This is a genomic window from Sulfitobacter sp. 1A12779 (genome assembly GCF_043557315.1).
Taxonomy (GTDB): domain Bacteria; phylum Pseudomonadota; class Alphaproteobacteria; order Rhodobacterales; family Rhodobacteraceae; genus Sulfitobacter; species Sulfitobacter faviae.
In genome coordinates, this window is the sequence record NZ_JBIFFU010000003.1 from 158529 (window position 1) to 175694 (window position 17166).

The 17166-nt window shown below is 62.6% G+C and carries 15 protein-coding genes; 9 read left to right on the forward strand and 6 right to left on the reverse strand.

Going from position 1 to position 17166, the window contains the following annotated elements; all coding sequences use genetic code 11:
* Positions 1 to 43: 43 nt before the first annotated feature.
* Genes ACGYLQ_RS05930 through ACGYLQ_RS05940 form a run of 3 tightly spaced genes read right to left on the reverse strand, consistent with a single transcriptional unit; the run spans position 44 to position 2742 of the window.
* Entirely contained in the window at positions 44 to 976 is a 933-nt protein-coding gene (locus tag ACGYLQ_RS05930) for a pseudouridine-5'-phosphate glycosidase (protein ID WP_394441098.1), read from the reverse strand.
* Positions 973 to 1857 carry a PfkB family carbohydrate kinase gene (locus ACGYLQ_RS05935; protein ID WP_394441101.1) on the reverse strand — a complete coding sequence of 295 codons (885 nt, stop codon included), beginning with the start codon at positions 1855 to 1857 and terminating at the stop codon, positions 973 to 975. The genes ACGYLQ_RS05930 and ACGYLQ_RS05935 overlap by 4 nt, the downstream gene beginning before the upstream one ends.
* Before the next feature lie 42 nt (positions 1858 to 1899).
* On the reverse strand, positions 1900 to 2742 hold the full coding sequence (locus ACGYLQ_RS05940) for a DUF4198 domain-containing protein (RefSeq protein ID WP_394441103.1): 843 nt from the start codon (positions 2740 to 2742) through the stop codon (positions 1900 to 1902).
* Between ACGYLQ_RS05940 and ACGYLQ_RS05945 the strand changes: the two genes are divergently transcribed.
* On the forward strand, positions 2726 to 3871 hold the full coding sequence (locus tag ACGYLQ_RS05945; protein WP_394441105.1) for a HupE/UreJ family protein: 1146 nt from the start codon (positions 2726 to 2728) through the stop codon (positions 3869 to 3871). The two genes, ACGYLQ_RS05940 and ACGYLQ_RS05945, sit on opposite strands and share 17 nt — an antisense overlap.
* 40 nt (positions 3872 to 3911) lie before the next feature.
* Here ACGYLQ_RS05945 and ACGYLQ_RS05950 read toward each other — a convergent pair whose 3' ends face one another.
* A complete protein-coding gene (locus tag ACGYLQ_RS05950; RefSeq protein WP_067262045.1) occupies positions 3912 to 4535 on the reverse strand; it encodes a thiamine phosphate synthase in 624 nt (207 codons plus the stop codon).
* Positions 4536 to 4693: 158 nt separating this feature from the next.
* Here ACGYLQ_RS05950 and ACGYLQ_RS05955 point away from each other — a divergent pair, with 158 nt between their 5' ends.
* From ACGYLQ_RS05955 to ACGYLQ_RS05970, 4 genes are all read left to right on the forward strand, one after another.
* On the forward strand, positions 4694 to 5458 hold the full coding sequence (locus tag ACGYLQ_RS05955) for an RNA methyltransferase (RefSeq protein ID WP_394441107.1): 765 nt from the start codon (positions 4694 to 4696) through the stop codon (positions 5456 to 5458).
* A gap of 254 nt (positions 5459 to 5712) precedes the next feature.
* Complete coding sequence (gene ctaA, locus ACGYLQ_RS05960; RefSeq protein WP_394441110.1) at positions 5713 to 6858, forward strand: heme A synthase; 1146 nt, start codon at positions 5713 to 5715, stop codon at positions 6856 to 6858.
* A gap of 3 nt (positions 6859 to 6861) precedes the next feature.
* On the forward strand, positions 6862 to 8343 hold the full coding sequence (locus ACGYLQ_RS05965) for a carboxypeptidase M32 (RefSeq protein ID WP_394441112.1): 1482 nt from the start codon (positions 6862 to 6864) through the stop codon (positions 8341 to 8343).
* Positions 8344 to 8505: 162 nt separating this feature from the next.
* Positions 8506 to 8835, forward strand: coding sequence for a hypothetical protein (locus ACGYLQ_RS05970; protein WP_394441115.1), 330 nt, complete (start codon positions 8506 to 8508; stop codon positions 8833 to 8835).
* 130 nt (positions 8836 to 8965) lie between these two features.
* Here ACGYLQ_RS05970 and gyrA read toward each other — a convergent pair whose 3' ends face one another.
* On the reverse strand, positions 8966 to 11713 hold the full coding sequence (gene gyrA / locus ACGYLQ_RS05975) for a DNA gyrase subunit A (protein ID WP_394441117.1): 2748 nt from the start codon (positions 11711 to 11713) through the stop codon (positions 8966 to 8968).
* 190 nt (positions 11714 to 11903) lie between these two features.
* On the opposite strand from gyrA, the gene ACGYLQ_RS05980 reads away from it, so the two are divergent.
* Positions 11904 to 12173 carry an usg protein gene (locus ACGYLQ_RS05980; protein ID WP_394441119.1) on the forward strand — a complete coding sequence of 90 codons (270 nt, stop codon included), beginning with the start codon at positions 11904 to 11906 and terminating at the stop codon, positions 12171 to 12173.
* A 25-nt stretch (positions 12174 to 12198) separates the two neighbouring features.
* Here ACGYLQ_RS05980 and ACGYLQ_RS05985 read toward each other — a convergent pair whose 3' ends face one another.
* Complete coding sequence (locus tag ACGYLQ_RS05985; RefSeq protein ID WP_394441122.1) at positions 12199 to 13146, reverse strand: radical SAM protein; 948 nt, start codon at positions 13144 to 13146, stop codon at positions 12199 to 12201.
* A gap of 155 nt (positions 13147 to 13301) precedes the next feature.
* On the opposite strand from ACGYLQ_RS05985, the gene zwf reads away from it, so the two are divergent.
* Genes zwf through pgi form a run of 3 tightly spaced genes read left to right on the forward strand, consistent with a single transcriptional unit; the run spans position 13302 to position 17022 of the window.
* Complete coding sequence (gene zwf / locus ACGYLQ_RS05990; protein WP_067262033.1) at positions 13302 to 14765, forward strand: glucose-6-phosphate dehydrogenase; 1464 nt, start codon at positions 13302 to 13304, stop codon at positions 14763 to 14765.
* Positions 14762 to 15433, forward strand: a complete 672-nt coding sequence (pgl, locus tag ACGYLQ_RS05995) for a 6-phosphogluconolactonase (protein WP_394441124.1) — start codon at positions 14762 to 14764, stop codon at positions 15431 to 15433. Before zwf ends, pgl begins: the two co-directional genes overlap by 4 nt.
* Complete coding sequence (gene pgi / locus ACGYLQ_RS06000; RefSeq protein ID WP_394441127.1) at positions 15430 to 17022, forward strand: glucose-6-phosphate isomerase; 1593 nt, start codon at positions 15430 to 15432, stop codon at positions 17020 to 17022. The genes pgl and pgi overlap by 4 nt, the downstream gene beginning before the upstream one ends.
* Positions 17023 to 17166 lie beyond the last annotated feature (144 nt).

Consider the following 17166-nt stretch of genomic DNA (forward strand, 5'->3'; position numbering starts at 1 on the left):
CGTATGCCCCGGCCCGGCAATGGCTCCGCGGTGTTTTTCGCCTTTAACGCGGCAGGTTGACGAGGTTTGCGGCGATCTTGGCCCCCAGCCGGGCATTGTTGCGCACCAGTGCGATATTGGCGGTCAGCGAACGGCCCTCGGTCAGCTCAAAGATGCGTTGCAGCAAGAAGGGGGTCACGCCCTTGCCGTGGACCCCTTGGGCATCGGCCTCGGACTGGGCCTGCGCGATGATCGGGGCGAGTTCGGCGGCGGGGATTTCCTCTGCCGCGGGGATCGGGTTGGCCACCAACTGGCCGCCGGGCAGGCCCATGGCGGCGCGGGTGCGGTGGGCTTTGGCAAGGGCTGCGGCATCATCAAGGCGCAGCGGCGATTGCAGGTCCGAGCCTGCGCTCCAGAAGGCGGGGAAGCTGTCTTGGCCCACGGTGATGACCGGCACGCCTTGGGTTTCCAACACTTCCAGCGTCTTCGGCACGTCGAGGATCGCCTTGGCGCCCGCCGCGATGACGGTGATGGGGGTTTGGGCCAGTTCCATGAGATCAGCGGAGATGTCAAAGCTCTCTTCCGCGCCCTTATGCACGCCACCGATGCCGCCGGTGGCGAAAACTTCGATGCCCGCAAGATTGGCGGCGATCATGGTGGCGGCGACGGTGGTGGCACCTGTCCCGCCCGAAGCGATGCAGACGGCCATATCGGCGCGCGACAGTTTGGCCACGTCCTTGGCTTGAGCCAAATCGCTCAGTTGGTCATCGTCCAGACCGATGTGCAGCGCGCCGCGGATCACGGCGATGGTGGCAGGCACGGCGCCTGCGTCGCGGATGTCCTGTTCGACCTGCCGCGCCACTTCGAGGTTTTGCGGATAGGGCATGCCATGGGTGATGATGGTGCTTTCCAAGGCCACGATCGGCGCGGCGTTCTCGCGGGCCTTGGCCACCTCGGCGCTGAAGGTCAGGGGCAGGGCGGATGTGGCGGTGGTCATATCTTGGTCTCTCCGGAAACGTAAAGGGCGGCGGCATCGAGTGCTGCCTTGAGGGCGGATTGCGCAATAGCACCGCCAAGTTCAGCAGCCACATGGGCCGCCATGAATGTATCGCCTGCACCCGTGACCCGGGCGACATGCACCTGCGGCGGGGTGAGGGTGATGATCTCGTCCCCTTGGCCCACGGTGGCGGGGTTGCCGCCGTCGGTCACCACGGCACGGCGTGCGCCACGGGCCAGCAGGGCGCGGGCGGCGGTGGGGGAATCGTCAAAGCTCGACTGGCAGAGTAGCCCGGCCTCTTCGAGGTTCACATAAAGCGTGCCGCGCCCGGCCTTGAGGAAGGGCGTCAGCCGCAGCGCCTTGCCGGGAGAGGCGGGCGCGACGCGCAGGTCGGCCTTTGCCAACAGCGGGCTTTGCGCCATGCGGGCCAGCAGTTCGACGGTCAGGTTGCCGTCGAGCGCCACGGCCCCTTCGTAGGGGCTGGGCAGGCTGCCATCCTCCAGCGGGCGCAGGATCTTGTCGCCCGCAGCCTCCAGCGAATGGGCATCGGCAATCGCGGCGATCAACCCGTTGGACCCTTCGACGGCCATGTAACGGTCGGTCGGCAGATCGTCCGAGCTGTAGACGTGATCGGTGATCAGCCCGCGCAGGGCGCAGGCGGCGATCAACTCATCCCCTTCCGCATCGCGCCCCACGGCGGAAAGCAGCGCGGGCGTCAGCCCAAAGCGGGCCAGCGCCATGCCGATGTTCAGGGCCACGCCGCCGGGCAGGCGGGTGATCCGCCCCGGCATGTCAGAGCCTTGGCGCATGGCGTTTTCAGAGCGGCCGATCACGTCCCAAAGGACGGAGCCGATGCAAAGGATGTCAGCTGTCTTGGTCATGCGGCGCTTCTAGCCGCCAAATCTCCCCACGCGCAAGCGGCGTTATTGTGGCACCGCGAATGTCAGCGCCGCCCAGAGCGTTTCCCAGACCGGTTGATCGGGGTCGTAGCCCGCGCCCCTTTGCGCCTCTGCCGCCGGGCGCAGCACCACCGCGTCAAAGAGGTATTCATGTCCCGCCGTGACCGGAATCAGCGCTTCGCCCGCCGCATCGGTGCAGTGGAGGGAGATGGTCACGCTGTCATCCGGCGCGCGGTCGAAAACTTCGATCTGCGCGTTGGGGCGGGGGGCGCCTTGATAGAGGAGTGCCACCTTCATCTCACCCGCGAAATCTGCGTCATAGGGATTCGTCAGTGCCACGAACTCCGTCGCCATGCCGGTGGGCGCATCCTGCCCTGCGCCCGCGCCGAGGGCGATCAGGGTCTTGACGTGGCGGGTGTAGCTCTCGACGACCTTCTCGGTCGACCATCCGTTCGCGCGGTGATCGCTCTCGGCCTTGGGGAAGTCCTTATGCGTGGCGAAACGGAGGAACTTGTCGAAGTCCTCATAGGTGACTTTGGAGGGCGTCGTTTCGGCCACCGCCACCACCAGCGCGTCACCCTCGTGTGCGGGGAAGCTCAGGGCAGGGCTGTCGCCCGCGCGCGGCGATAGCGGGACCTCTCGCCCGCCGATTTTGACCGCAAAACGCGTGAACCGGTTGGGCAGATAGGGGAAGGCCGCGCCGGTAAATTCCTCACCATTGCGAAAATGCGCCGCGATCTTTTCACCGCTTTCCACTTGATAGTTTACCGGGGACAGCCAGTATTCATGTGCAAAGGCAGGCGCCGCCGATAAGATACTGAAAATAATAGCGGACAACTGGGATAGTTTCATGAAGCGAACTTTCATTTTGTTAAGAACCAAGCTGGCGTTGCTGTGGCTGTTGTCAAGCGCGGTACTGCTTTCGGCAGGCGCGGGTGCACAGGCGCATGAGGTCAAACCCACGATCGCGGATTTGACCGTGGCCGACGGGCGGGCGGTGCTGGCGCTGGACATCAACCTCGAAGCGCTCTTGGCGGGCATCGACCTTGATACCGTCGACGACACCGACAATGCCGAGAATGCGGGCGATTACGATGCGCTGCGCAGCCTGCCCGCGGCGCGCATCGCCGACCGCGCGCCCGAGCTTTTGCCGAAGTGGAACAGCCTGCCGCTGCTCAGCGTCGATGGTACCGCCGTGCCGTTGGAGAGTGTGACACTCGAGGTGCCCGAAGGGGTCGACGCCGAACTGCCGCGCGATAGCCAGTGGCGGCTGGAGGGCGCGGTGCCTGGGGGCGCCGAAGAGGTACAGGTGACGTGGCCGGATGGCGCGGGCGCGCTGGTGCTGCGCCAGCAAGGGGTGGAGGCGCCCTATACGGGCTATCTGTCGGGCGGTGAGACCAGCCCCGAAATCGCCCTTGGGGGCGGTGATGCCGAAAGCGGCTGGCAGGCCTTCGTCAGCTACATCCCGGTTGGGTTCGACCACATCCTGCCCAAAGGGTTGGATCACATCCTATTCGTCTTGGGCCTGTTCTTTTTGTCGACCCGTCTGCGGCCTTTGATCTGGCAGGTCACCGCCTTCACGCTGGCCCATACGGTCACGCTGGCGCTTGGGGCTTTGGGCTGGGTCAACGTGCCCGGTGCCATCGTCGAGCCGCTGATCGCCGCCTCAATCACCTATGTCGCGGTTGAGAATATCTTTCACTCCGCCCTGAACCGCTGGCGGCCCTTGGTGATCTTTGGCTTTGGGCTGTTGCACGGGCTTGGCTTCGCCTCGGTGCTGGGGGACTTCGGCCTGCCTACGGGGCAATTCGTGCCTGCGCTCATCGGCTTTAACATCGGGGTGGAGCTGGGCCAGCTTGCGGTGATCGCCATCGCCTTCGTACTGGTCGGCTGGGCAATGAATCGCGATTGGTACCGCCGGGCCATCGCTGTCCCCGCCTCCTGCGTCATCGCGGCGGTCGGGGCCTATTGGTTCATCGAACGGGTGTTTTTGTAAGCGCGCGGGCAGCCTTTAACCGGGCTGCCCTCGGGGCCGCTTAGCCCTGCATGGCGGCGATCAGGGTGGCGAGTTCGGCCACCGGATCGTCCTTGTCCCAAATCTCGGTCCCGATGCCGAAAAAGTCGGTCCGGGGGGCGAGATCGCGGATCATGTTGATGTCGAGCGCGCCTTCGGCGACGACAGGCACTTCGATCACTTCGGACCACCACTGAAACAGATCGGCCTCGGCAAAGCTTCCATCGCCAAGCGCGCTGGCTTGGGTCGGGCCAAAGCTGATGTAGTCTGCCCCGGCTTCGCCTGCCGCCATCCCCTCATGCCGCGATGTGCCGCAGAAGGCGCCGACGATGGCATCTTCGCCCAGTTCTTTGCGGGCATGGCGCACGGTGCGGGCGGCATCGCTCAGGTGCACGCCGTCAAGGCCGAGCTTTTCGACCAGCAGCAGATGATCCGAGATCACCAAGGCCACGTCGCGCGCATGGGTCACCTCGCGCAGCGCGTCACCGGCGCGGGCGAGGCGGTCTTCATCCCGGGTCGAAAGCGCCATGCGCACACAGGCGACCGGATGGGCGTCGAGCACGGCGGCGAGTTGCGCGGGGAATTGGCTCAGCTCAACTTCGGGCGGGGTGATAAGGTAAATCTGCGGCTGTTCTGGCGCGTCCATGGTCACTGTCCTTAATCGAGTCTGGGGCCTTAATCGAGTCTTAGGCCTTAATCGGGTCTGAGCGCCTGACTAGCGCAGAGCGTTGCAAAAGAAAACGGATATGCGTGCGTCGCGCGGGCTTTCTTGCGGTGCGCAGGCGCAGGGGCTATGAGGCGCGCATGACAGAGACATCCTCCTCCCCCGTTCAGGCCGCGCCGATCCCGGCCATCGTGCTTATCCGCCCCCAGATGGGCGAGAACATCGGCGCCGCGGCGCGCGCGATGTGGAATTTTGGCCTCGATCACATGCGGGTCGTGGCCCCGCGCGACGGCTGGCCGAGTCAATCCGCCGTGGCCATGGCCTCGGGGGCGGGGCGGCTGTTGGACGAGGCACAGCATTGCGCCGATCTGCCCGAAGCGCTTGGCGATTGCGATTTCACCTTTGCCACCACGGCGCGCAGCCGAGACCTGACCAAACCGGTCTACAGCCCCGAAGCCGCGATGCGGCTGGCGGCAGAGAAAATCGCGGCGGCCCAACGGGTTGCGGTGCTGTTCGGACCCGAACGGGCAGGGCTTGAGAATGATGATATCGCGCAGGCCAACGCCATCGTCTCGGTCCCGGTGAACCCAAAGTTCGCCTCTCTCAATCTTGCGCAATGCGTGCTGTTGATGTCTTACGAATGGATGCGGGCGCAGGGCGAGGTGACCCATGAGGTCGTCGAGATGGCGGGCACCGATTGGGCCAAGGGCGCCGAGATCGACCATCTTGCGCGGCATTACGAAGAGCAGTTGACGGAGGCCGGGTTCTTCTTCCCCGAGCATAAGGTCGCCTCGATGAAGCTTAACCTTCGCAACATGTGGTCGCGGATGCCGTTGACGCGGGCGGATGTGCAGATGTTGCATGGCATCCTGCGGCAAATGGTCCGCTGGAAGGAGAAGAGCTGAGCCGAAGCCTGGCCCGGAATCAAGCCGCAGGCGCCGGGTCATCGCCTGCCCGCCCCACGGGGAGGCGATTTTGCAAAGCAATGCAACGCCTTACGCATGTTGCACCATCGCTGAGCCATAAAGTGGCATGACGACCCCGCCGGATCGCCACCCCCGGGCAGGCGATGGTCCTCACCTGTCTGGCGACCCCACCCCGCTAGACCTTTCTCTGCCCATGTCATACCACTCTATCCAAACGGAAAAAGAGGCGCGCCATGGCGGAGAAACGCAAACTGTTCGAAGAGGTCGGGTCCGACCAACTTAGCCGTGCCCCGGTGCAAACCGGCACGATCGACAAGGGCCGGGGCGGCGCGCGCGGGCCGATCCGGGTCTGGCTGATGATCCTCTTTGCGCTGGTCTTTGTCATGATCGCCGTCGGCGGGCTCACGCGGCTCACTGACTCCGGCCTCAGCATCACGGAATGGCGCCCGGTGACCGGTGCCTTGCCGCCGATGAACGAGGCCGACTGGCAGTCAGAATTCGAGAAATACAAGCAGATCGATGAGTTTCAGGTCCAGAACTCTTGGATGGAACTCTCTGATTTCAAACGCATTTACTGGTGGGAATGGGGGCATCGGCAGCTTGGCCGGGTGATCGGCCTCGTCTGGGTCTTGGGCTTTCTCTACTTCCTCCTGCGCCGCCAAATCCCTGTCGGCTGGACCAAACGGCTGCTCTTTATCGGCGCTTTGGGCGGCGCGCAGGGGGCGATTGGCTGGTGGATGGTCGCCTCGGGCGTGACCAGCGGGCAGGGGGTGACGGATGTGGCCTCCTACCGTTTGGCGACGCATCTGGGGCTGGCCTTTGTCATCCTCGGTTTTATCACTTGGTATGTGCTCTTGCTGGGCCGCAGCGAACGCGACCTGATTCAGGCCCGCCGCGCCAAGGAGGCCAAGCAATTCGGCATGGCAACGGGCCTGTTGCACTTCGCTGCCTTGCAAATCCTGCTGGGCGCCCTGGTCGCGGGGATTGACGCAGGTCGCTATTTTGTCGATTGGCCGCTGATGCAGGGGCAGTTCTTCCCGCCCGAGGCATTCGACATCACGCCGACATGGCGGAATTTCTTTGAGAACCCGGGGTTGGTGCAATTCATGCACCGGATGGCGGGCTATCTGCTCTTTGCTTTCGGGGTCATCGTCTGGCTGCGCGGTCGCCGCTCGGCCCATGCCCGCACGCGTTTTGCTTTCAACGCCGTGATGGCAGCGTTGTTTTTGCAAGTGGTTCTGGGCATCACCACCGTGCTCTATGCCGCGCCCGTGCATCTGGCGCTCGCGCATCAGGCGCTGGCCGTGCTGCTTTGGGTGCTGATCCTGCGCGCGCGTTTCCTCGCGGCCTATCCCGTCGCCACATCGCTGAGAGGCTGAGACATGACTGCATATGATGATTTGATGGCTTTTCAGCGCGACACCGAGGCGCTGGCGCAGGTCGCAGGCCGTTTGGGCTGGGATCAGGAAACGGTCATGCCTCGGGGCGCGGCCCCGCAGCGGGCCGAGGAGATGGCGGCGATGGAAAGCGTCCTCCACGCCCGCCGCATCGACCCGCGCATCGCGGATTGGCTGGCCCAGATCGAGCCCGCAGTGTTGGACGCGGTCGGGCAGGCGAACCTGCGCCACATCAAACGCGATTTTGACCGCGCCACCCGCGTGCCCGCCGATCTGGCGGCGCGTATCGCCCGCGTCACCTCCGCCGCCCAAGGCACTTGGGCCGAGGCCCGCGCCGCCGATGACTTCCCGGCCTTCGCGCCTACTTTGAAAGAAGTGATCGCGCTCAAACGCGAAGAGGGGGCCGCGCTGGCCGAAGGGCGCGGGATCGGGATTTACGACGCCATGCTAGAGGATTACGAGCCCGGCACCACTGCGGCGGATCTCGAAGCCATGTTCGGCGCGTTGCGGCCAAAACTCTCCGAACTGCGCGCCGCCGTCCGCGATGCCGAAGCGCCGCCGGTGTTGGAGGGTGCCTTTGACGAAGCGGCGCAGATGACCCTCACCGCCAAACTGGCGCGGCGTTTTGGCTATGATCTGGCCACCGGGCGCATCGACAAGGCGGTGCATCCCTTCTCCTCCGGGTCGGGGCTGGACGTGCGGATCACCACGCGAACCAATGCCCTGGACCCGTTCAACTGCTTTTATTCCACCGTGCATGAGGTTGGCCATGCGGCCTATGAGCAAGGGATCGACAGCGCCTATCTGCTGACGCCCTTGGGCCGGGGCGTGTCGATGGGGGTGCATGAAAGCCAAAGCCGCATCTACGAAAATCAAATCGGCCGCAGCCGCGCCTTCACCGGGTGGCTCTTTGGTGAGATGAAAGCGGTCTATGGCGATTTCGGCGTGCCGGATGCCGAGACCTTCTACCGGATCGTCAACCGTGTGTCGGATGGTTTTATTCGGACCGAGGCGGATGAGCTTCAATACAATCTCCATGTCCTGCTGCGTTTCGATCTTGAACGGGCGCTGATGTCGGGCGACCTGCAGGTCGACGGGTTGGAAGCGGCGTGGAACGATCGCTTCGAAGCTGATTTCGGCTATCCGGTCGACCGCCCGTCAAACGGTGTCTTGCAGGACGTGCATTGGTCGGTCGGGCTTCTGGGCTATTTCCCGACCTATAGCCTCGGCAATGTATATGCGGGATGCCTTCACGAGGCATTGCGGGAGGCCGTACCCGATCTCGACGAAGCCTTGGAACGGGGAGATACGAGCGCCGCTACCGGTTGGCTGCGTGAAAACGTGCAAAAGCATGGGGGCCTTTATGAGCCGCGTGAGGTAATCACCCGCGCTTGCGGGAAGCCGCCGACGGAGGCACCGTTGCTGACCTACCTAGAAAACAAGTTCACGGAACTGTATGGAATTTGAGCATCCGGGATGGGGAACAATCCGCCATTTTGGATGTTGCTTAAACAACGGGCATCGCTATAATTCTTAACTATAGCTTAACATTTCGCCTTTGCGCTGGCTAAGATTATATGCGATGGTGTGGTGAGTTTAATTTTTGACGAGATACAGGAGTACCTAGATATGAAAATTCTTGCAACCGTGGCGGCGACAATCGCTCTTTCGGGTGCTGCTTTCGCTCAGACAACTTCTCAAGCAGCTGTGCTTGGTGCGTCTGACGATGCAGTTTATTCGCTTCAGGTACAGGGCGCCAATGGCGTTATCTATAACTGCAAGCCCGATCCGGTCACAGTTGACGGCAACACTGCGCGCGTTTGCGTGCCTGCTGCTGGTGCAGGTCTTTTTGCTGCTGGTGCCGGTCTTGGTGGCGGCGCGGCGGCAGCTGGTGCTGCTTTGGTTCTGGTTGCAGTCGCGGCATCCGGTTCCTCTTCTTCGACCACGACTACCAACTAATTTCCTAACGGAAGTTTAAGATTAGAAAATCCCCCGCGCTGATGGCGCGGGGGATTTTTTTTGGTGTGCAGGGATGTTTCGAAGTAATCCCCCGCCCCAAAGCATATGCATGGGGCGGGGTGGCCGCCGATCACTCGGCGGCGCTGTCACCCTCGACCTCATCCTCTTCGTTGCCCTGGTCGGCGATCCAAGCCACGCTGACGACTTCCTCGTTCTTGCCGGTGCTGAACACTTTCACACCACCTGCGCTGCGCGAGCGGAAAGAGATCCCCTCGACCGGCACGCGAATTGATTGGCCCTTGGAGGTTGCCAGCATAACCTGATCAGACATCTCGACTGGGAAACAGGCGACGATGGGACCATGAGCCATCGCCTTGGTCCAAGCCGTCACACCCATGCCGCCACGGCCGCGGACGGGGTAGTCATGAGCCGAAGAGACCTTGCCCGCGCCCTTGGCGGTGATCGTCAGGATCAGATCCTCGGCGGCGGACATTTCGGCATAGCGTTCGGTGCTGAGCTGGCCAGCTTGGACCTGCTCTTCCTCATCATCGCTGCTGTCGTCGTCGGTCAGCCCCGCCATCAGACGGCGCTGTTTGAGATAGGCGACACGCTCTTCCGAACTCGCTTCGAAATGCCGGATCACGGACATGGAGACGAGGTTGTCGTCTTCGCCCAGACGGATGCCGCGGACGCCAACGGAGTTGCGCGAATTGAACACCCGCACGTCGGTCGCCGGGAAGCGGATCGCGCGGCCCGCGTCGGTCACCAGCATCACGTCATCGTCGTTCGAGGCGATGCGCGCGTTGATCAGCGTGGTGCCCTCATGCTCGCCTTCGAACTTCATCGCAATCTTGCCGTTGGCCTTCACATTGGTGAAATCCGACAGTTTGTTGCGCCGCACGGTTCCGGCAGAGGTGGCGAAGATCACCTGCAGATCGTCCCATTCCTTCTCATCCCGGTCCACGGGCATGATCGCGGCGATTGAAACGCCAGTGGGGATGGGCAGGATGTTGACGATGGCCTTGCCCTTGGCGGTGCGCGCGCCCTGCGGCAGGCGCCATGTCTTTAGCTTGTAGACCATGCCATCGGTCGTAAAGAAGAGAAGCTGCGTATGGGTGTTGGCGACGAAGAGGTTGGTGACGACATCCTCTTCCTTGGTCTGCATGCCCGAGACACCCTTGCCGCCGCGGCGCTGCGCGCGGAAGTCGGCCAGAGGCGTGCGCTTGATGTAGCCGCCGGAGGTCACGGTCACGACCATTTCCTCGCGGGCGATCAGGTCTTCGTCGTCCATGTCGCCCGACCAGTCGACGATCTCGGTCCGGCGCGGCACGGCGAATTGCTCGCGCACCTCGCGCAGCTCGTCCGAGATGATGCCGAGGATGCGTTCGCGGCTGCCCAGAATCTCAAGGTATTCTTTGATTTTACCGGCCAGCTCTTCCAGCTCGTCGGTCACTTCCTTGACGCCGATCTGGGTGAGACGCTGCAGGCGCAGTTCCAGAATGGCGCGGGCCTGCGCTTCGGAGAGGTTGTAGGTGCCGTCTTCGTTCGCCGTATGGGTCGGGTCGTCGATGAGCGCGATATAGGGCAGGATGTCCTCGGCGGGCCAGCGGCGGGTCATCAGCTTCTCGCGCGCCTCGGCGGCGTCGGCGGAGGAACGGATGGTGGCCACCACCTCGTCGATATTGGTGACTGCGACCGCGAGACCGCAAAGTATGTGGCTGCGCTCGCGCGCCTTGCGCAGCAAGTAGGCCGTGCGGCGCGCCACGACATCTTCGCGGAAGTCGATGAAGTAGCTGAGGAATTTGCGCAAAGTGAGCTGCTCAGGCCGGCCGCCGTTCAGCGCCAGCATGTTGCAGCCGAAGTATGTCTGCATCGGGGTGAAGCGGTAAAGCTGGTTCGTCACCACTTCGGCGGTGGCGTCGCGTTTGAGTTCGATGACCACACGCACGCCGTTGCGGTCGCTCTCATCCTGAACGTGGGCGATGCCCTCGATCTTCTTTTCGCGGACCTGTTCGGCGATCTTTTCGATCATCGTGGCCTTGTTGACCTGATAGGGGATCTCGTCGATGACGATGGCCCAGCGGTCTTTGCGGATTTCCTCGACCCGTGTCTTGGCGCGGATCACCACGCTGCCGCGGCCTTCGAGATAGGCTTTGCGCGCGCCGGAGCGGCCCAGCATGATGCCGCCCGTGGGAAAGTCGGGGCCGGGGACGTATTCGATGAGCTGTTCCGAAGTCAGGTCTGGATCGTCGATCAGCGCGAGACAGGCATCCACCACCTCGCCAAGGTTATGCGGCGGGATGTTCGTCGCCATACCGACGGCGATGCCGCCCGCGCCGTTGACCAGCATGTTCGGGAAGCGCGCGGGCAGAACCGTGGGTTCCTGCTGCTTGCCGTCATAGTTGTCCTGAAAATCGACGGTTTCCTTGTCGATATCGGCCAGCAGGTAGGCGGCGGGCTTGTCCATCCGCACCTCGGTATAGCGCATGGCCGCCGGGTTATCACCGTCCATCGAGCCGAAGTTGCCCTGACCGTCCAAAAGCGGCAGCGACATGGAGAAATCCTGCGCCATCCGCACAAGCGCGTCGTAGATCGCGCTGTCGCCATGGGGGTGGTACTGGCCCATCACGTCGCCCACGGGACGGGCGGATTTGCGGTAGGGTTTGTCATGGGTGTTGCCGGTTTCATGCATCGCGTAGAGGATGCGGCGATGCACCGGTTTCAGACCGTCGCGCAGATCGGGAATCGCGCGGCTGACGATCACGCTCATCGCGTAGTCCAGATAGGACGTGCGCATCTCGTGCTCGATGGTCACCGACGGCCCGTGAAAGATGGGCTTTTCGTCTGCGTTTTCAGGGGTATCCGGCGTATCGGTCACGTATCTTGCCCACCATTTTTATGGTTCTATATCTTGGGGTTTTCTATAGCAGACGGGGCATATCAGGTGCAATGGCTGTGGCCGAAACGCACTGGCAGCACTCGGGGCGAAGTGCCAACACACTGTTTTCATTGAAAAGTAATTCTGACCACGCAAACTTGTTCTACAGAGGCAGCAAGGGAGGCGCAACATGCCCCGCAGTGAAACCGAATTGATGCTGAAAGGTTACGGGCTGACCACGGCAGAGTTCTTCTACCACATGCCCGATTATAGCCATGTGCTGAACAGTTATATCTGGCAGGATTACGATATCGCACCGGACCATCCACGCCTGTTCGAATTCGTCGAATTCTGGCGCGCGGAGTTGGACGGGCCGCTGCATTCGGTCCGGTTCACCCATCGCAAGCTGATCGGCCCCGGCGAATGGCAAAACCAATTGGGTGAGTTCACGCTACATTGAGCCGGTAAGCCCGAGGGCAGGGGCGTCAGGCCGAACAGCTCGCCCCGCCCAAAACGCAGAATTTGGCGCAGTGCGGGTGGTTCAGGGCCACGTCGTGCTCTGCCTCGGCCAATGTGGTGCCCAGTTCAAACTCAGGGTCGTAGGGCAAGAGCGTGCAGGCCAGCACGGCGGGCTTCTCGGCCCCCTTGCGTTTGACCACCATCCGAGAGGAAGAGCACATCACCGCGTCAGGGGACTTGTCCAAGATGCCCCAGCAGGCGGTGGTGATCTCGGGCACCTCCACGGCCTCGTCCATCTCGGGGAAGAGGACGGTCATGGCGGGGTCTTGCGCGTCGATGTCAAAGCCGTGTTCGGCATAGAAGGCGGCATAGCCCGCGCGGCTGTCGGCATCGCTGTCGGCAAAAATCGACCGCCCCGCCACGGCCATGCGAAAGCCGTTGTCGCGGAGCCATTCCATGCCAGTCAGGGTCTTGTCGAAGGCACCCTCGCCGCGTTCCGCGTCATGCAGGTCGCGGCGATAATGGTCGACGGAGATGCGGAAGGTCATCTTGCCGGGATAGGCATCGCGCAGCCGCAACAGCCCCTTTTGCACCGATTTACGCATCATCGGGCGCATCGCGTTGGTCAGGATCAACACCTCGTAACCGCGCTCTAGCGAGGCTTCGGTGATCTCGATCATCTGGGGGTTCATGAAGGGCTCGCCGCCGGTGAAGGCAATCTCGCGCACCGGCCAGCTACGCTCCTCGATCTGGTCGAGATAGTCGCGCACCTCATCCGCGGTGATATAGACCAGCGCGTCGTTCTTGGGGCTGGAGGCGATGTAGCAGTTCACGCATTCGATGTTGCACAGGGTGCCTGTGTTGAACCAAAGCGTTTCCGCCCCGCGCAGGGCCACGGTGGCGCGGGGTTCCCCCTTGGCGGTGACCGCCGGGTTCTGGAACTTGCCCTCGTTTGCTTGCGCAATATCTTTCATGATTGTTCCTCGCGTGATCCCGTGTGTTCCTGTTGTGGTAAGCTATTGCGGCGCACCCTAAAAGTCCAAGCACCGGGGCGCACAGTCTTGTGATGTAGGGAAATATAAGTATGTTTGCGCTAACTCTGCCATTCTGCCCGGACAAGGATTAATCAATGGTTTCGCGTGTTATCCCTGTCGACCCCTTCGATCTTGTCATCTTTGGCGGCACCGGCGATCTGGCCCGGCGCAAGATTTTGCCGGGTCTTTACCGGCGATATTGTGCAGGCCAAATGCCCGAAGAGGCGCGGATCATCGGGGCTGCGCGCACCGAGATGGACGCCAAAGGCTACCGCGAGATGGTGGCGGAAGCGATTGAAGAGTTCGGCGGGAAAGACGCCTGCGATAACCTCGATGCCTTTCTCGCCAAGCTTGACTATGTCGCCATCGACGCACGCGGAGAGACCGGCTGGGCCGAGTTGCAAGATCTGATGTCCGGCAAGGACCGGATCGAGGTCTATTACTTCTCTGTCGCGCCGGGGCTTTTCGGTGATTTGGCGGAACGGTTGCAGCAGTGGGGCATGGCGGGCGAAGAATGTCGCATTGTCGTGGAAAAACCCTTTGGCCGCGATCTGGAGAGTGCGCGCGCCCTCAACGCGACGCTGGCCACCTATTTCAAAGAGCAGCAGATCTACCGGATCGATCACTACCTCGGCAAAGAGACGGTGCAGAACCTCATGGCGGTGCGCTTTGGCAATATGCTGTTCGAGCCGCTGTGGAACCGCCAATACGTCGACCACATCCAGATCACCGTGGCCGAGACGGTGGGCGTCGGCGGGCGTGGGGAGTATTACGACAAATCCGGCGCGATGCGGGACATGGTGCAGAACCATCTGATGCAACTCTTGTGCCTGATCGCGATGGAGCCGCCCGCGCGTTTCGACCCCGATGCGGTGCGCGATGAAAAGCTGAAAGTGATCCGCGCGATTGATCCGGTGCTGCCGCATCATCTGGTGCGTGGGCAGTATGAGGCTGAAGAGGGCAATGAGGAAGACGCCCCCAGCTACCGCGATGCCGTCGGCAACCCACGCTCGCGGACCGAGAGCTTCGTGGCGCTGAAGGCCCATATCAGCAACTGGCGCTGGCATGGCACACCGTTCTATCTGCGCACTGGCAAGCGCATGGTGGCGCGGTCGAGCGAGATCACGGTGGTCTTCAAGGACACGCCACATTCCATCTTTGCCGAAGACGCAGGCCGCCATCGCAACGTGCTGTCGATCCGCTTGCAGCCCAACGAGGGTATTACCCTTGGCGTGACGATCAAGGAACCGGGGCCGGGGGGCATGCGTCTGGTCGATGTGCCGCTCGACATGACCTTTGCCGAAGCGCTTGGCCCCGATGGGGGCGATCAGGTCGATGCTTATGAGCGGCTTATCATGGACGTGATCCGGGGCAACCAGACATTGTTCATGCGCGACGATGAGGTCGAGGCCGCTTGGGCCTGGACCGATCCGATTATCCAGGGCTGGGAGGCGCGTCACGACGTGCCCAAACCCTATGACAGCGGCTCCGCGGGGCCCACGGATGCGACAGAAATGATGCGGCGCGATGGCCGTGAATGGCGAAAGGTATCCCCATGAACATCATCGAATATGCGGACCGCGAAATGCTGGTGATGAATGTCGCCAACAAACTGGCGGGCAAGTTGAAATCGGCGCTTTCGGGCAATGACCGCGTGTCTTTCGCGGTGCCGGGCGGCTCTACCCCCGGGCCGATCTTTGAGATGCTCAGCGCGACCGATCTGGATTGGAGCCGGGTGGATGTTATGCTGACCGATGAGCGTTGGGTGGACGTGGATGACCCGCTGTCGAACGCGCGTCTGGTGCGCGAGCATCTGTTGAACGACCGTGCCGCAGCGGCGCAGTTCATCCCCTTTTTCCGCCCCGGGCTTTCTCCGGGCGAGGGGGCAGAGGTGGTGGCCCCCAGTCTGACGGAGCATGTGCCGATCTCTGTCCTGCTGCTTGGGATGGGCGACGACATGCACACTGCCTCGCTTTTCCCCGGCGATCCCAGCCTGCCTGACGCTTTGGCCGCCGATGCGCCGCTGCTGTGCCCGGTCTATCCCGAGGGCCAGCCCACTGCGCGGGTCACGCTGCCGGCGCATGTGCTCGACGGGGCGCTGAACAAACATCTCGTAATTTTCGGGGATGAGAAACGCGCCGCGCTTGAGCGCGCGCAGGGGCTTTCCCCCGAAGAGGCGCCGATTGTAGCGGTGCTGGATGAAATCGAAGTTTACTGGGCGGCATGATGAACATTTGGAAAGACCTTCAAGAGCGGCAGAGCGCCGTGGCGGACCGCAAGATTACGGCACTGTTCGATGATCCGAACCGGGCTGAGGACTTCTCGCTGCGCACGCAGCATATGCTGTTCGATTACGCCAAGACGAATATCGACACCGAGACCCGCGCGGCGCTGCTGCAACTGGTCGAAAACGCCAAGGTTACTGATCGGCGCGATGCGATGTTCGCGGGCGCGCCGATCAATGAGACCGAGGGCCGCGCGGTGCTGCACACTGCATTGCGCAATCTCAATGGCGGGGCGGTAGAAGTCGCGGGCGAAGATGTCATGCCGCAGGTGCGCGACACTCTGGCGCGGATGCGCAGCTTTGCCGATCAGGTGCGCAGCGGCGACATTACGGATGTGGTTAATATCGGCATTGGCGGCTCCGACCTTGGCCCCGCCATGGCGACCCGCGCGCTGACGCCCTATCACGATGGACCGCGCTGCCACTTCGTCTCAAACGTCGATGGCGCGCATATCGCGGATACGCTGCGGGGCCTAAATGCCAAGAAAACGCTGGTGATCGTGGCGTCCAAGACTTTCACCACCATCGAGACCATGACCAACGCGCGCACGGCGCGGGCGTGGATGCAGGACCACGGCGGCGATCCGGCGACGCAATTCGCCGCGCTCAGCACCGCGGATGACAAGACCGCTGAGTTCGGGATCGTCCCGGCTCGGGTCTTTGGTTTCGAGGATTGGGTCGGCGGGCGCTATTCCGTCTGGGGGCCGATTGGGCTGTCGCTGATGATCGCCATTGGCCCCAAGGCTTTCGACAGCTTCCTGCGCGGCGCGCAGGAGATGGACCGCCATTTCTGCGCCGCTGATCCGGCGGAGAATATGCCGATTCTTCTGGCGCTGGTGGGCATCTGGCACAACCAAATCTGCGGCCATGCCACCCGCGCGGTGCTGCCCTATGACCAACGGCTTGAGATGCTGCCCGATTACCTGCAACAGCTTGAGATGGAATCGAACGGCAAAGGCGTGCAGATGGACGGCGCCGACAGCCCGCGCCACACTGGCCCCGTGGTCTGGGGCGCGGCGGGCACCAATGGCCAGCACGCTTTCTATCAGTTGATCCACCAAGGCACGCGGGTGATTCCTTGCGAGTTTCTGGTGGCGGCGAAGGGACATGAACCGGAGTTGCAGCACCACCACGATCTGCTGATCGCCAATTGCCTTGCCCAATCCGAGGCGCTGATGCGCGGGCGGTCTTTGGACGAAGCGCGCGCCATCATGCGCGACGCGGGGCTTTCGGGCGACGCGCTTGAACGCCAAGCCCGCCACCGTGTCTTCCCCGGCAACCGGCCCTCGACCACACTCGCCTATGAAACGCTTGATCCCTTCACGCTGGGCCAGATCATCGCGCTCTATGAGCATCGCGTTTTCGTCGAAGGGGTGATCCTCGGCATCAATTCTTTCGATCAATGGGGCGTGGAACTGGGCAAGGAACTGGCCAAATCGCTCCAACCGCTGGTCGAAGGCGAGGTCTCTACCGAGGGGAAAGACGGCTCTACCGCCGGGCTGATCGGTTATATCCACCAGCATCGCGGCTAGGGGCTGCCCTTAGAGCGGAACGAGGCACCGCGCGGCCGATAGTCGCTTGCGCGGCCGTCGTCCTGTCCGTCAGCGCTATTACGACTTGCCGGAGGGGAAGGCTTGCAACTGCCCTGACCTTTGGACAGTCTCAAAGCAAATGAT

Excerpts from the sequence above, each read along its gene's own strand:
- ACGYLQ_RS05965 (WP_394441112.1), top strand. The coding sequence starts at position 6,862 with ATGACTGCATATGATGATTTGATGGCTTTTCAGCGCGACACCGAGGCG.
- ACGYLQ_RS05985 (WP_394441122.1), bottom strand. The coding sequence starts at position 13,146 with ATGAAAGATATTGCGCAAGCAAACGAGGGCAAGTTCCAGAACCCGGCG.
- pgl (WP_394441124.1), top strand. The coding sequence starts at position 14,762 with ATGAACATCATCGAATATGCGGACCGCGAAATGCTGGTGATGAATGTC.
- ACGYLQ_RS05955 (WP_394441107.1), top strand. The coding sequence starts at position 4,694 with ATGACAGAGACATCCTCCTCCCCCGTTCAGGCCGCGCCGATCCCGGCC.
- ACGYLQ_RS05935 (WP_394441101.1), bottom strand. The coding sequence starts at position 1,857 with ATGACCAAGACAGCTGACATCCTTTGCATCGGCTCCGTCCTTTGGGAC.
- ACGYLQ_RS05980 (WP_394441119.1), top strand. The coding sequence starts at position 11,904 with ATGCCCCGCAGTGAAACCGAATTGATGCTGAAAGGTTACGGGCTGACC.
- zwf (WP_067262033.1), top strand. The coding sequence starts at position 13,302 with ATGGTTTCGCGTGTTATCCCTGTCGACCCCTTCGATCTTGTCATCTTT.
- ACGYLQ_RS05945 (WP_394441105.1), top strand. The coding sequence starts at position 2,726 with ATGAAGCGAACTTTCATTTTGTTAAGAACCAAGCTGGCGTTGCTGTGG.
- ACGYLQ_RS05940 (WP_394441103.1), bottom strand. The coding sequence starts at position 2,742 with ATGAAAGTTCGCTTCATGAAACTATCCCAGTTGTCCGCTATTATTTTC.
- ACGYLQ_RS05950 (WP_067262045.1), bottom strand. The coding sequence starts at position 4,535 with ATGGACGCGCCAGAACAGCCGCAGATTTACCTTATCACCCCGCCCGAA.
- ACGYLQ_RS05930 (WP_394441098.1), bottom strand. The coding sequence starts at position 976 with ATGACCACCGCCACATCCGCCCTGCCCCTGACCTTCAGCGCCGAGGTG.
- ACGYLQ_RS05970 (WP_394441115.1), top strand. The coding sequence starts at position 8,506 with ATGAAAATTCTTGCAACCGTGGCGGCGACAATCGCTCTTTCGGGTGCT.
- ctaA (WP_394441110.1), top strand. The coding sequence starts at position 5,713 with ATGGCGGAGAAACGCAAACTGTTCGAAGAGGTCGGGTCCGACCAACTT.
- pgi (WP_394441127.1), top strand. The coding sequence starts at position 15,430 with ATGATGAACATTTGGAAAGACCTTCAAGAGCGGCAGAGCGCCGTGGCG.